At 74.3% G+C, this 12,875-nt stretch carries 11 protein-coding genes; 3 read left to right on the top strand and 8 right to left on the bottom strand.

The window, feature by feature from the left end; all coding sequences use genetic code 11:
* Positions 1-32 precede the first annotated feature (32 nt).
* Positions 33-884: a fumarylacetoacetate hydrolase family protein gene (locus ACFRAR_RS10640; protein WP_380697022.1), complete on the bottom strand. Its 852-nt coding sequence runs from the start codon at positions 882-884 to the stop codon at positions 33-35.
* Positions 885-1,098: 214 nt separating this feature from the next.
* Between ACFRAR_RS10640 and ACFRAR_RS10635 the strand changes: the two genes are divergently transcribed.
* Positions 1,099-1,797 (top strand): MBL fold metallo-hydrolase, encoded by a 699-nt coding sequence (locus ACFRAR_RS10635; protein ID WP_380697020.1) that lies wholly within the window; start codon positions 1,099-1,101, stop codon positions 1,795-1,797.
* Here the strand turns inward: ACFRAR_RS10635 and ACFRAR_RS10630 are convergent.
* The 6 genes from ACFRAR_RS10630 to ACFRAR_RS10605 all read right to left on the bottom strand — a co-directional run bounded on the left by ACFRAR_RS10630 (position 1,753) and on the right by ACFRAR_RS10605 (position 7,467).
* Entirely contained in the window at positions 1,753-2,970 is a 1,218-nt protein-coding gene (locus ACFRAR_RS10630) for a protein kinase (protein WP_380697018.1), read from the bottom strand. The genes ACFRAR_RS10635 and ACFRAR_RS10630 overlap by 45 nt on opposite strands.
* Before the next feature lie 171 nt (positions 2,971-3,141).
* Positions 3,142-4,134 carry an ABC transporter substrate-binding protein gene (locus tag ACFRAR_RS10625; RefSeq protein WP_380697016.1) on the bottom strand — a complete coding sequence of 331 codons (993 nt, stop codon included), beginning with the start codon at positions 4,132-4,134 and terminating at the stop codon, positions 3,142-3,144.
* 44 nt (positions 4,135-4,178) lie between these two features.
* Positions 4,179-4,931 carry an amino acid ABC transporter ATP-binding protein gene (locus ACFRAR_RS10620; protein WP_380697104.1) on the bottom strand — a complete coding sequence of 251 codons (753 nt, stop codon included), beginning with the start codon at positions 4,929-4,931 and terminating at the stop codon, positions 4,179-4,181.
* 53 nt (positions 4,932-4,984) lie between these two features.
* Positions 4,985-5,974, bottom strand: a complete 990-nt coding sequence (locus ACFRAR_RS10615; protein ID WP_380697014.1) for an amino acid ABC transporter permease — start codon at positions 5,972-5,974, stop codon at positions 4,985-4,987.
* A 37-nt stretch (positions 5,975-6,011) separates the two neighbouring features.
* Positions 6,012-6,953, bottom strand: coding sequence for an ABC transporter substrate-binding protein (locus ACFRAR_RS10610; RefSeq protein ID WP_380697012.1), 942 nt, complete (start codon positions 6,951-6,953; stop codon positions 6,012-6,014).
* A 10-nt stretch (positions 6,954-6,963) separates the two neighbouring features.
* The gene (locus ACFRAR_RS10605) at positions 6,964-7,467 is read right to left on the bottom strand and encodes a GNAT family N-acetyltransferase (protein WP_380697010.1); all 504 of its coding nucleotides are present in this window, start codon (positions 7,465-7,467) and stop codon (positions 6,964-6,966) included.
* Between the two features lie 617 nt (positions 7,468-8,084).
* Here ACFRAR_RS10605 and ACFRAR_RS10600 point away from each other — a divergent pair.
* Together ACFRAR_RS10600 and ACFRAR_RS10595 are read left to right on the top strand one after the other, a co-directional pair.
* The gene (locus ACFRAR_RS10600) at positions 8,085-9,074 is read left to right on the top strand and encodes an amino acid ABC transporter permease (protein WP_380697008.1); all 990 of its coding nucleotides are present in this window, start codon (positions 8,085-8,087) and stop codon (positions 9,072-9,074) included.
* Positions 9,067-11,025: an FAD/NAD(P)-binding protein gene (locus tag ACFRAR_RS10595; protein WP_380697006.1), complete on the top strand. Its 1,959-nt coding sequence runs from the start codon at positions 9,067-9,069 to the stop codon at positions 11,023-11,025. The genes ACFRAR_RS10600 and ACFRAR_RS10595 overlap by 8 nt, the downstream gene beginning before the upstream one ends.
* Positions 11,026-11,031: 6 nt before the next feature.
* On the opposite strand, the gene ACFRAR_RS10590 is transcribed toward ACFRAR_RS10595, so the two are convergent.
* On the bottom strand, positions 11,032-12,846 hold the full coding sequence (locus ACFRAR_RS10590; protein ID WP_380697004.1) for a protein kinase: 1,815 nt from the start codon (positions 12,844-12,846) through the stop codon (positions 11,032-11,034).
* Between the last annotated feature and the right edge of the window lie 29 nt (positions 12,847-12,875).

Raw genomic sequence — 12,875 nt, 5'->3', positions numbered from 1 at the left:
CCCGTGCCAGGGGTCGGGGCCGGCCTGGGCGCTCAGGCCTTGCCGAGCACCTGCCGCTGGCGGCCGAGCCCGTCGATCTCGATCTCGACCACGTCGCCGGGGGCGAGGTACGGCGTGCCGGGGCGGCCCAGGGTGACCCCGGCGGGGGTGCCGGTGATGATCACGTCGCCGGGCTCCAGCACCATGAACCGACTCGCGTAGCGGACCAGTTCGAGCACCGGGAAGATCATCTCGGCGGTGCTGCCGTGCTGCCGCCGCTCGCCGTTGACCCAGAGCCGCAGGGTCAGCGCCTGCGGGTCGGCCACTTCGTCGGCGGTGACCAGCCAGGGGCCGAGCGGGGTGAAGGTCTCCGCCGACTTGCCCTTGTCCCACTGGCCGCCGCGCTCGAACTGGAAGGCCCGCTCGGTGACGTCGTTGGCGATCGTGTAGCCGGCGATCACCCCGGCCGCCTCGGCGGGCGAGTCCAGGTAGCGGGCGGTGCGGCCGATCACGATGGCCAGCTCGGCCTCGTAGTCGGTCTTCTCGCCGCCGCGCGGCACCAGCACCTCGTCGTAGGGGCCGACCACGGTGGAACCCGGCTTGAGGAAGATCACCGGCTCCTCCGGGATCGCCGCCCCGGCCTCGGCCGCGTGGTCGCGGTAGTTGAGCCCGATGCCGACCACCTTGCCCGGTCGGGCCACGGGCGCGCCCACCCGCAGGCCGTCGAGGTCGACCACCGGCAGGACGCCGGCGGCCGCGTCCCGGGCCAGGGCGGCCGGGTCCAGCCCGGCCAGGAAGGCCCCGTCGAGGTCGCGGGCGCGCCCCGAGAGGTCGTACGCGGTGCCGTCCCCGCCCAGGACGACCGGGCGTTCGGCGCCCGGGGGTCCGACGCGCAGGAGCTTCATCGATCCGTCACCAGCCTTTCGTCACGGCTCATCGGAGCGGCACGGGCGCCGCTCCCGAGTCCGGGAACGAGGTATACCAATGCCCGCGGGCGCCGGACCAGACCGTCCCGATGGGCGGGATCCGTCCGGCCCCGGCCGCCCCCGGCGGCCGACGCACGCACGCCCAGGGCGAACGCGGGCGTGCCGGGGCGCCGCAGGGCGCAGGATGCCTGGCATGGAGATCATCCGGGTACGCGACGAATTGCACATGATCACACTGGAGTTCGGCGCCGCCTACCTCTGGCGGGACGAACACGGCCTCACCCTGGTCGACACCGGCATCGCCGGCTCGGCCGACGCCGTCGAGCAGGGCATCCGCGCCACCGGACAGGAGCCGGCCGCACTGCGCCGCATCGTGCTCACCCACCACCACGAGGACCACACCGGATCGGCCGCCGTGCTCGCCCGGCGGCACTGCGCCCAGGTGGTGGCGCACCGGCTGGACGCCCCCGTCATCCGGCGCGAACAGCCGGCGGCGCCGCCGGTGCTGAGCCCCTTCGAGCAGCAGCTGTGGGACGGCCTGCCGCCGATCCCGCCCGCCGAGCCCTGCCGGGTGCACCGGGAGGTCGAGGACGGCGACGTGCTGGACATCGGCGGCGGCGCGGTGGTGCTGCACGTGCCGGGGCACACCGACGGCAGCATCGCGCTGCACCTGCCCGGCCCCGGTGTGCTGTTCACCGGGGACACGGTGGCCAACGTCCAGGGCCGGACCATGCCGGGGGTGTTCAACACCGACCCGGCGCGGGCGCTCGCCTCCTTCCACCGGCTGGCCGCGCTGCCGGTGGAGACGGTGGTGTTCGGGCACGGCGACCCGATCGCCCGGGACGCCTCAGCCGCCCTGCGCGCCGCCGCCGAGCAGCACGCCCAGGTCTAGGTCCGGGCCCCGTGTCCGGCCCGGGCCGAGCCGGACGACCTCCCGCTGCCAGTGGGCGAGGTCGCGCCGGGCGTCGGCCCGGGCCTCCGGGGTGGCGCCCGGCGCCTGGACCAGCTCGTCCAGCAGGGCGACGGCGGCGCCCGGGCTGCCGTCCCGGGCCAGCCAGAGCGCCAGGTCGTGGCAGGTCCGCAGGGTGCGCGGGTCGTCCGGGCCACAGATCCGGGCGAAGTCGGGGACGAGCGCGGTGAGGATCTCCACCGCCTCCGCCACCTCGCCCGCGCTGCCGTGCTCCCAGGCCCGGTCGGCCCGCCGGCGCAGCTGCTCCGGGCTGGGGTCGTCCGGGCTCAGCATCCCGGGCCGAATGCCGCGCAGCCGCTCCAGCACCTCGGCGGCGCTGCCCGGACGCTGCTCGGGCCGCTTGGCGAGCAGCCGGGCGATCAGGTCGGCCAGTTCCGGGTCCTTGCTGCGGACCCGGAGCGGGACCTCCTCCAGGTGCTTGTACATGAACTCGGCGGCCGAGGCGGCGCGGAACGGGCGGCCGCCGGTGCAGACCTGGTACAGCATGACGCCGAGCGCGTAGAGGTCGGCCCGGCCGTCCACCGCGCCGCCGGACCAGCACTCGGGCGCCAGGTACGGCAGGGTGCCGACCACGTTGCCGGTGGAGGTCAGCCGGACGGTCTGGGTGACCAACCGGGCGATGCCGAAGTCCAGCACCTTGGCCCGCTGCCCCTCGTCGGCGATCATCACGTTCTCGGGCTTGATGTCCCGGTGGACGATCCCCGAGCGGTGCGCGGCGTCCAGCGCCTTGCACACGTGCCGCATCCAGCGCAGCGCCTGCTTGTGGTCCGGCGGTCCCTCCCCGAGCACCTCGGACAGCGCCCGGCCGCGGACCAGCTCCATCACCAGGTACGGGATCTTCCCGGAGCCGGACTCGGTCCACCCGTAGTCGTAGACGGTCACGATGTGCGGGTTGTTGAGGCCGCCCGCCGTCCGGGCCTCCCGGACGAACCGGCTGACCGCCTCCCGGTCGGTGGCGTGCTCGGCGAGCAGCACCTTGACGGCGACCTCCCGGTCGATGGTCGTGTCGGTCGCCCGCCAGACCACGCCGAACCCGCCCTTGCCCAGCCGCCGCTCCAGCCGGAAGCGACCGCCGAGCACCTCGCCCTTCTCCATGCCCTCCCCCAACTCGACCGCGCCCGCCCGGCGTTCGCCGCCGGGCGGGTCGGAGGGGTCACCATAGCGGCGGCCGGGGACGAACGGGTGAACGAACGCGGGCGGCCCCGGCCGCGGTCGGGCCGCGGCCTCGGCCCACGGCTCGGCCCCCGGCTGGGGCCACGGCTCGGTCTACGGCTTGGGCTTGGGCAGTCCGGGCGGGTTGATCTCGGAGTTCGGCACCGCCTCGCCGTCCAGGCCCCAGCGCTTGAGCACCTGCCCGTACGTGCCGTTCCTGATCAGCTCGTCGATCGCCCCGTTCAGCGCCTTGACCAGCCCGTTGTCCTTCCTGGTGGTCGCCGCGATCTTGCCGAGGACGTCCGCACCGCCGCCGGAGTAGGTGCCGACGACCTCGGTCTCGCCGGTCTGCACGGCGTGGAAGGCCAGGCTGGGGTTGGGGCCGGTGTAGACGTCGATCCGGCCGGAGGAGAGCGCCAGGTAGTACTCCGGGCCCTGGAAGTACTTGATGTCGATCGGCTTGAGGCCGTTCCTGACGTTCTCCTCGCTCCAGGAGACCAGCAGCTTCTCCTGGTTGGTGCCGCTGTTGACGCCGACCGACCGGCCCGCGAGGTCCTTCGCGCCGGTGACCTTGATCCCGCTGCCCTTCTTGGCCTCGAAGCCCAGGACGTCCAGCCGGTAGGTGGCGAAGTCGTACTTCTCCTTGCGCGCCTCGGTGACGGTGATGTTGGACAGGCCCACGTCGTACTTGCCGCTGTCCAGGCCGACGAAGATGTTCTCCCAGGAGACCGGGTTGAACTCGACCTTGAGGCCCAGCACGTTGCCGATCAGCACCGCGAGGTCCGGCTCGACGCCGATGATCGTCTTGTCGTCGTCGGCGTAGAAGTCCAGCGGCGGGGTGGTGCCGAGGGAGTCGACCACGCTCAGCGCCCCCTTGCGTCTGATCTCCTCCGGGACGAGCGCGGCGATCGCGTCGACCTTGGGTGTGGTGATCCGGTTCTGGTTCGGCGACAGGTTCACCACCGTGCCGTTCGGCGCGGTGCCGCCGCCCCTGCCCGGGGCGAGCTCCGCCGCCGCGCCCGTGGCGCCACTGCCGCAGCCGGCCAGGGTGAGGGCGGCGGCGAGCGCGCCGGCGGCGGTCACGAGGGCGCGACGGGGTACGGACATGGCGGAACTCCTCATCGGTGAAGGGGGGTTTGGGGAAAGGCGGGTCAGAGGACCTTGGCCAGGAAGGCCCGGGTGCGCTCGTGCCGCGGCCGGTCCAGGACCTCGGCGGGCGGGCCCTGCTCGACCACCACGCCGCCGTCCATGAAGACCACGGTGTCGGCCACCTCCCGGGCGAAGCCGATCTCGTGGGTGACCACGATCATCGTGGTGCCGCTGCGGGCCAGGTCCTTGATGACGTCCAGCACCTCGCCGACCAGCTCCGGGTCGAGCGCCGAGGTGGGCTCGTCGAACAGCAGCACCTTCGGCTCCAGCGCCAGCGCCCGGGCGATCGCCACCCGCTGCTGCTGCCCGCCGGACAGCTGCCGCGGGTAGGCGCCGGCCTTGTCGGCCAGCCCGACCCGCTCCAGCAGCGCCAGCGCCGTCGCCCTGGCCTCGGCCTTGGGACGGCGCAGCGCCGCGACCGGCGCCTCGACCAGGTTCTCCAGCACGGTGAGGTGCGGGAACAGGTTGAAGTTCTGGAACACGAAGCCGATGCCGGTGCGCTGGCGCAGCACCTCGCGCTCCTTGAGCTCGTACAGCCGGTCCCCGGAACGCCGGTAGCCGATCAGTTCGCCGTCGATGGCGACGTGGCCGCGGTCCAGCTTCTCCAGGTGGTTGATCGCCCGCAGCAGGGTGGACTTGCCGGAGCCGGACGGGCCGAGCACCACGGTCACCGAGCCGGCCGGGACGTCCAGGTCGACCCCGCGGAGCACCTCCAGCCGGCCGAAGCTCTTGTGCAGGCCGCGGACCTGCACCATCGGGGCCGCTTCGGCGGGGCCGGCCGGGGCGGGTTCGGGCTTCGTCAGGGTGGTCACGACTGTCCTCCGGAGGTACGGGCGGCGGGCCGGGTGCGGTCCGGCAGGCTCCGGGCGAAGGCCCGGACGCGCTGCCACGGGGTGGGCGGCGGGGTGCGCTCGGCGCCCCGGGCGAAGTGGCGTTCGACGTAGTACTGGCCGATCGAGAGCACGGTGGTCAGCAGCACGTACCAGACGGTGGCGACCATCAGCAGCGGCACCACCCGGCCGGTGCGGCCGTAGATGACCTGGGCCTGGTAGAAGAGCTCGCCGATGGCCATCACGTAGACCACCGAGGTGCCCTTGAGCAGCGAGACCACCTCGTTGGCGGCGGCCGGCAGGATGCCCCGCATGGCCTGCGGCAGCACGATCCGCCAGCCCTGGCGCCAGCGCGGGATGCCGAGCGCGGCGGCCGCCTCCCGCTGGCCGGCGTCCACCGCGACGACGCCGCCGCGGATGATCTCGGCGGCGAACGCGGCCTGGTGCAGCCCGAGGCCGAGCACCGCCGCGCCGAGCGCGCCGAGCACCCCGACCGTCTCCACCTCGCCGAAGGTCGGGCCGAACGGGATGCCGATCCCGAACCGCTTGTACAGGTAGGAGAGGTTGAACCAGAACACCAACTGGACGATCAGCGGGATCGAGCGGAACACCCACACGTACGCCCAGGCGACGGACCGCAGGATCGCGCTGCGGGACAGCCGCATCGCGGCCACCGCGGCGCCCAGCAGGAAGCCCAGCACCGTGCCGTAGGCGGTGAGTTCGAGCGTCCGCCCGATCGCCCGGAGGATGGTGTCGGCGGTGAAGAAGAGCCGGAAGGTGGCCCAGTCCCAGCCCGGATTGGTGGCCAGGCCGTGGGCGAACTGGGCGAGGACGACCACGGCGGCGACGCCGACGGCCCAGCGCCAGGGGTGCCGGGCGGGGACGGTCGGCAGGCCGTCCAGGTCGTCGAGGTCGAGGGCGGCCGCCGGCCTCGACGGGGCCGGCGGCGCTGCGGTGCTGACGGTCATCGGGACTCCTTCGGGGCGGCGGTCGGGGGCCCTGCGGTCAGACGTGCTCGGGCGGGCTGATCTGCGACTCCTTGATCGCCGATTCGGCGACCCCCCACTTGCGCAGGATCCGCTCGTACGTCCCGTCCTTGATCAGCTGGTTGACCGCCGCCTGGAGGGCCGGGGCGAGCGCCGAGCCCTTCTTCAGGGCGAAGCCGACGTCGAGGCGGTGGAACTCGCCGAGGAAGCGGGTCCCGGAGGCCTCCTGCGCCGCCTGGTGGCGCAGACCGTTGATGGTGGACATCTCGATGTCCACCCGGCCCTGCTGGAGGCCGGCCAGCAGGGCGCCGCTCTCGCTGAACGCCCTGACCTCGTACGGCTTCTTCCCGGCGTCGGTGCAGACGTTCTTCCGGTTGTTCAGGGTGGTCTCGAAGGTGGTGCCGGCGCCGGTGCCGACGACCAGGCCGCACAGCTGGACCAGGTCGGTGACCGGCTGGATCGCGGTGTTGTCCTTCTTCACCGCGAAGCCCTGGCCGTCGTCGATGTAGGTGACGAAGTCGATGGTCTTCAGCCGGGCCGTGGTGACCCCGAAGTTGCCGGTGCCGACGTCGAACTTCCCGCTGTCCAGCGCGGGCAGGATGGTCTCGAAGGCGGCCTCCTCGCGCCGCACGGTCAGGCCGAGCACCCTGGCCACCGCGTCGGTGAAGTCCACGTCGATCCCGGCGGGCTTCTTGCCGACCTGGTCGACGTGGAACGCGGAGGGCGGTGTGCCGAAGGAGGAGCCGAACTTCAGCGTGCCGGCCTTGCGGACCTCCTCGGGCAGCAGCGCGGCGGCGGCCTCCGACGTGGTGAGGGCGGCGACGACGTCCTCGGTGGCGGCCGGACCGCCCGTCCCCGCCGCACTCGCGATCTTCGGGTCCGAGCCGCAGGCGGCCAGCGCCAGGACCGGCAGCAGGGCGGTGGTCGCGAGCAGGCGGCGACGGACGGTGGTGGTTCTCACGGGGGGCCTCTCAGGAGGTCGGGGCCGGTACGGGCGACGACAGCGGCTCGGGCAGTCGCTTCTCGAAGGGCAGCAGGTCGATGGTCAGCGGATCGGCGGAGACGTCGAACAACGGGGTGTAGCCGGCCGCCAGGTAGAGGCCCCTGGCCTCGGGCTGGCGCGGGCCGGTGGTGAGGTAGAGCCGGGTGTAGCCGGCCGCGGCGGCCGTCCGCTCCAGCTCGGCCAGGACCTGACGGGCCAGGCCCCGGCGGCGGTGCGCGGAGTGCGTCCAGACCCGCTTCGCCTCGGCGGTGTGCTCGTCGTACCGCTTGTACGCGCCGCCGGCCACCGGTTCGCCGTCCTCCAGCAGGAGCAGCAGCACGCCGTGCGGCTCGGCGAAGGCCTCGCCCGGGTAGCGGGTCATCTCCTGGCGCCCCTCGGGGCCGTACCGGGTGACGTACTCGTGGGTGAGTTCGCGCAGCAGCGGCTCGGCCAGCGGGTCGTCGATGGCGACCCGGAGGAACTCGGCGGACATGACGGGACCTTTCGGGTGGGCAGCGCCGGAGGCGGCCGTGGCGGGGCCACGGCCGCCGGGCGCGGGTACGCGGCAGCGGGAGCGGTGGAGTGCGGCAGCGGGCGGAGGTACGCGGCGGCGGGAGCGGTGGAGTGCGGCCGGAGCGCAGTGCGGAACCGTCGGAGACGGTGGAGACTTGACGGAGCGTCAGCCGTCCCGGAGGTGAGCCGAGGGAGGGCTACCCGAGGGGATCAGGGCCGAGCGGGATCGAGGCCGGACGGGCGGCCCGCCGTCCGGTCAGCCGCGACACGCCGCGGACCACACCCGACCGAAGTCGATGTGGTCGCGGGTGACCAGGGGCTGCTCGACGTACATGGCCCCAAGTTGAGCAGTCGGCCGATCGGTACGTCAACCACCCCTCATTGCCGCACTGTTGCGATCTCCCGTCGCGTTTCCGAGGTGTTTCGGGCGGATGGCCGGGCACCCAGACCGCCCTTGACAGCCGTCGATCGCGCATGCGTACGATCGACGCGGAGTGCAGTGCCATGCGTCGGCCGTGTTGAGGGACACGGGCCGCGCCGCGTACGTGACCACCGCCGTACCTCCTCCCACCCGCACTCCGCCCAGGAGCCGCCGCCATGGCCACCCCGCAGGACGTCCTGCCCGCCCTCCCCGCCCACGACCGGCCCGCCGCCCCCGGCCACTCCGACAGACCGCCCGCCGGCCCGCCCGCCGCCGAGGCCCGGATCGTCGCCCGCCGCAAGCCCGGCCAGTGGGCCGCCGCCGCCGTCGCGCTGCTGCTGGCCGCGATGGCCGTCAACTCGGCGATCCACAACAAGGCCTTCCAGTGGAGCGTGGTCGCCGACTGGTTCACCGCCCGCTCCGTGCTCAACGGCCTCACCCTGACCCTCTGGCTGACCGCCGTCACCCTCGCCCTCGGCTTCGTGCTCGGCACCGTCCTCGCCACCATGCGACTGTCCACCAACCCGGTGCTGCGCACGCTGAGCTGGGGCTACATCTGGGTGTTCCGCTCCACCCCGCCGCTGGTGCAGCTGCTGTTCTTCTTCAACATCGGCGCGCTCTACCCGACCCTCGGCCTCGGCATCCCGTTCGGCCCCGAGTTCGTCACGGTGAAGACCGTCAACCTGATGGGCCCCACGCTGACCGCCGTCATCGGCCTCACCCTGCTGGAGACCGCGTACGCCGCCGAGGTGATCCGCGGCGGCATCCTCTCCGTGGACCGCGGTCAGCTGGAGGCGGCGGCCGCGCTCGGGCTCGGCCGGTGGCGGGTGCTGCGCCGGATCGTGGTCCCGCAGGCGATGCGGGCGATCGTGCCGACCGCCGGGAACATGCTGATCGGCGCGCTCAAGGGCACCAGCATCGTCAGCGTGCTGGCCGTCTCCGACCTGCTCTACTCGGTGCAGCTGGTCTACCTCCAGTCGTACCAGGTCATCCCGATGCTGGTGGTCGCCACCCTCTGGTACCTGGCCGTCACCACCGTTCTGTCCATCGGCCAGTACTACGTGGAACGGCACTTCGCCCGGGGCGCCACCCGCGACGGCCTGCCGCCCACCCCGCTCCAGCGGGCCCGCGCGGCCTTCGCCAAGGTGGTGCGGTCACATGAGTGAGCACAGCGGGCGAGTCACCGGAGGCCGCGTCGTCGTGATCGTCGGGGCCGGCCCGCGCGGCACCGGCCTGCTGGAGCGGATCGCCGCCAACGCCCGCGAACTCCTGCCCGGAGACCGGCCGCTGGAGATCCACCTGGTCGACCCGCACCCGCCCGGCGCGGGCCGGATCTGGCGCCGCGACCAGTCCCCGCTGCTGCGGATGAACTCGATGGCCGAGGACGTCACCATGTTCACCGACGAGCGCTCCACCCTCGAAGGACCGGTCCGGCCCGGTCCCTCGATCGCCGAATGGGCCCCGCGCCAGGAGGAGTTCGCGCCCTACCGGGAGGTCGCCGACCCGGCCGTCCGCGCCGAACTGCGCACCCTCGCCCCCACGGACTTCCCCACCCGCCGGGCCCAGAGCGCCTACCTGGACTGGGTGTTCCGCCGCGCCGTCGCCGACCTGCCGCCGCACATCGCGGTCACCGTCCACCGCGACACCGTCCGGCGGATCGACGGCCCGGCCGACGGCCCGCAGACCGTCCACCTCACCGACCGGACGCTCACCGCCGACCACGTCGTCCTCACCCTCGGCCACCTCGACTCCGCCCCGCACCCGCGCCACGCCGCCGACGCCGAGTTCGCCGCCCGGCACGGCCTCTTCCACCTGCCACCCGCCTACTCCGCCGACGTGACGGCCGAGCTGGCCCGCATCGCCCCCGGCGAGCAGGTGGTGCTGCGCGGCCTCGGCCTCGCCTCGGTGGACCTGGTCGCCCTGCTCACCGAGGGCCGCGGCGGCCGCTTCGAGCCCACCGGGGACGGGCCCGCGCTGCGCTACCTCCCCTCCGGCCGCGAACCGGTGCTGCACCTCGGCTCCCGGCGCGGCGTCCCGTACCACTCCAAGACCGGCTACCGCCTCCAGGGGCCGCCCGCTCCGCTCCCCCGGTACTTCGACGCGGCCGCCGTGGACACCGTGCTCGCCCGCGGAGGGCAGCTCGAACTCCGGCGCGACTTCTGGCCGTTGATGGCCAAGGAGATCGGCTTCGGGCACTACCACGAGCTGTTCCACGCCCACCCCGGGCGCACCGCGCTGCCCTGGACGGAGTTCCTCGACCGGTACGACCGGCACGGCTGGTACACCCCCGAGCTCGCCTCCCTGGTCGCCGAAGCCGTTCCCGACCCCGCCGACCGGATCGACTTCGAGCGGCTCGACCACCCGCTGGCCGGGCTCGAACTCGGCACCGCCGAGGAACTCCAGGCCCACCTGCGCGGGTACGTCGCCGCCGACGCCGACCGCCGGGCCGACCCCGCGCACAGCGCCGACCTCGGCGCCTTCCTCGCCCTGCTCTCCCTGTTCGGCCAGCTCCCCCGGATCGCCGCGAGCGGCCGGCTCACCGCCCGCTCGATCGCCGAGGAGGTGGACGAGTGGTTCTTCGGCTACTTCAGCTACCTCGCCTCCGGCCCGCCCGGCTTCCGGCTGCGCCAGCTGCTCGCCCTCTCCGAGGCCGGGGTGGTGCGCTTCCTCGGCGCGGGCGTCCGGATCGAGCGGGACGAGGCGGGCGGCAGCTGGCGGGCCTCCGGCGCCACCGTGCCCGGCCACCTGGTCGATGCGACGGCGCTGATCGAGGCGTACCTGCCCAAGCACGCGCTGGGCCGCACCCTGGACCCGCTGCTGGCCGAGCTGCACCGCGCCGGGCGGATCGTCGAGGAGGTGGTCACCGACCCGGACCACACCCACCGCTCCGGCCTGGTGACCATCGCCCCCGCCGACAGCCGGCTGCTCGACCCGTCCCTCGGCGGCGCCCCGCACCCGCGCCGCACCGCCCTCGGCCCGCACACCAGCCTGCGCTCGGCCACCGCCTTCGCCCGGCCGCGCACCGACGCCCCGGGCTTCCGGCAGAACGACGCGGCCGCCCGCGCCCTGCTCCGCGCACTGGCCGCGCTCCCGACGGCACCGGCGCTGGCGGCATGAGCCCGCTCAGGAACCGCGGATCTCCGTCACCAGGTCCTCGTCCGTGACGAAGAACGGCGCGGCGGCCACCCGCTCCGCGACGCCCTTCGCACCCGTGCCGCGCTCCAGCGCGCGGACCGCGAGCGGATCGGCGTCGCCGGCCCGGAGCAGCCGGACCAGCCGCAGCGCCTCGTCCCGGTCGATCCGCACCCGCCAGGCGCGGACGGCCCGGGCCGGACCGCCCTGGAACCGGGCCCGCTTCCGGCACTCCGCCAGGTCGGCCCGGGCCCGCATGCTGCGCCGGTCGGTCACGCCGAAGGCTTCGTCCAGGCGGGGCACCAGGTCGGTCAGCCGGAGCACGGCGCCCCGGAAGTCGCCCCGCCGGGCCTGGCAGGTCGCGAGGTCCTGCCCGGCCCGGAGGACGAGCGGCCCCTGCGGGCCCCAGGCGGCCCTCAGCGCGGGCAGGAGGTCGACCAGCAACCGGATCGCGGTGACCGTCTCGCCACTTCCGCGGACCAGCTCGGTCAGCTCGTACCGGACCTCCAGGACCTGGGGGTCGGCCGCGCCGAGGGCCTGCTCCAGGTCCTCCGCCAGGTCCCCCAGCAGCCGGACGGCCGGCGCCGGCTGGGCGGCCCGGCCGTAGTAGCGTGCGAGGTCCCGCCGGGCGGTGACGACCTCCGGGTCGGTCGGGCCGAGCGACCGCGCGGCGGCGTCGACCACCGGCCGCAGCCGGTGCGCCGCCACCGCGGGCCGCGCGTCCCGCACGGCCTCGGCGGTCTCCAGCAGCCGGCCCCGGACGGCCGCCGCGTCCTCGACCACCGTGTCCTCGACCGGGGAGGGCGGGGCGGCCCGGGCGGGCGGCGGGGGATCGGGGTACCGCAGCGCGGGCCGTCCCACCGGCCGCAGGTTCGGCTCCTTCGGGCTCCTGGTCAGCCCCCGGGGCCGGACGGGCGCCCGCCGGGCGGACCGCGCGGGCCGCACGACCTTCACGGGCGCGGGCGGCTCCTTCCCGTCGGCCAGGTCCGCGAGCCGCCGGGCGACCGTCCGGGCGTCGGCCGGCCGGTCCGCCGGGTCCTTGGCCAGCAGCTCCGCGACCAGGGCGGGCAGGTGCGGCGGCAGCCCGTACCGGCCCGCGTCCAGCGCCGGGGGCACCTCGTTGAGGTGCTGGTACATCAGGACGGGCGTCGAGTTCCCGGCGAACGGGCTCGTCCCGGTACAGAGTTCGACCAGCAGGCAGCCCACCGCGTACAGGTCGGCCCGGCCGTCCACCCGGTCGCCGCTCCACCGCTCCGGCGCCATGTACGCCGGGCTGCCGACGACCGTCCCGACGGTGGTCAACCCTCCTGTGCCGGTGTCCAGTTGGGCGATGCCGAAGTCCAGCACCTTGAGCTGCCCGGCTTCGGTGATCATCACGTTGTCCGGCTTGATGTCCCGGTGCACCATGCCCGCGTCGTGCGCCGCCGCCAGCGCCTCGCAGATCCGCTGTCCCCAGCGCAGGCTCTGCTCCGGCTCCGGCAGGCCGTCCCGCAGCACCTGGGTCAGGGTGCGGCCGACGAGCAGCTCCATCACCAGGAAGGTGACCTCCTGCTCGTCACCGCCACCGCACTGGCCGAGGTCGTGCACGGTGACGATGTGCGGATGGGAGAGCTGGCCCGCCGCGTGCGCCTCCCGGACGAACCGCAGCGCCGCCTTCGCCCGGTCGCCGTCGTGGTGCCCGATGACCTTGACCGCCACCTCGCGCTCCATCCGGGTGTCCTCGGCCCGCCACACCACCCCGAAGCCGCCCTGCCCGAGCTTCTCCGTCAGCAGGTACCGGCCGTCCAGGACGTCACCGACTCGCACGTACGCTCCCCCGCCCTCCCCGCCATGAC

Origin of the sequence: Kitasatospora sp. NPDC056651, from assembly GCF_042792155.1 — a bacterium.
Taxonomy (GTDB): domain Bacteria; phylum Actinomycetota; class Actinomycetes; order Streptomycetales; family Streptomycetaceae; genus Kitasatospora.
The sequence above is the reverse complement of the archived record's forward strand: the minus strand, read 5'-3'. Positions and strand labels throughout refer to the sequence as shown.

What these genes read in the sequence shown, in the direction of transcription:
- ACFRAR_RS10640 (WP_380697022.1), bottom strand. Translation starts at nt 884, where the DNA reads ATGAAGCTCCTGCGCGTCGGACCCCCGGGCGCCGAACGCCCGGTCGTC.
- ACFRAR_RS10600 (WP_380697008.1), top strand. Translation starts at nt 8,085, where the DNA reads ATGGCCACCCCGCAGGACGTCCTGCCCGCCCTCCCCGCCCACGACCGG.
- ACFRAR_RS10620 (WP_380697104.1), bottom strand. Translation starts at nt 4,931, where the DNA reads ATGGTGCAGGTCCGCGGCCTGCACAAGAGCTTCGGCCGGCTGGAGGTG.
- ACFRAR_RS10615 (WP_380697014.1), bottom strand. Translation starts at nt 5,974, where the DNA reads ATGACCGTCAGCACCGCAGCGCCGCCGGCCCCGTCGAGGCCGGCGGCC.
- ACFRAR_RS10630 (WP_380697018.1), bottom strand. Translation starts at nt 2,970, where the DNA reads ATGGAGAAGGGCGAGGTGCTCGGCGGTCGCTTCCGGCTGGAGCGGCGG.
- ACFRAR_RS10595 (WP_380697006.1), top strand. Translation starts at nt 9,067, where the DNA reads ATGAGTGAGCACAGCGGGCGAGTCACCGGAGGCCGCGTCGTCGTGATC.
- ACFRAR_RS10635 (WP_380697020.1), top strand. Translation starts at nt 1,099, where the DNA reads ATGGAGATCATCCGGGTACGCGACGAATTGCACATGATCACACTGGAG.
- ACFRAR_RS10625 (WP_380697016.1), bottom strand. Translation starts at nt 4,134, where the DNA reads ATGTCCGTACCCCGTCGCGCCCTCGTGACCGCCGCCGGCGCGCTCGCC.
- ACFRAR_RS10605 (WP_380697010.1), bottom strand. Translation starts at nt 7,467, where the DNA reads ATGTCCGCCGAGTTCCTCCGGGTCGCCATCGACGACCCGCTGGCCGAG.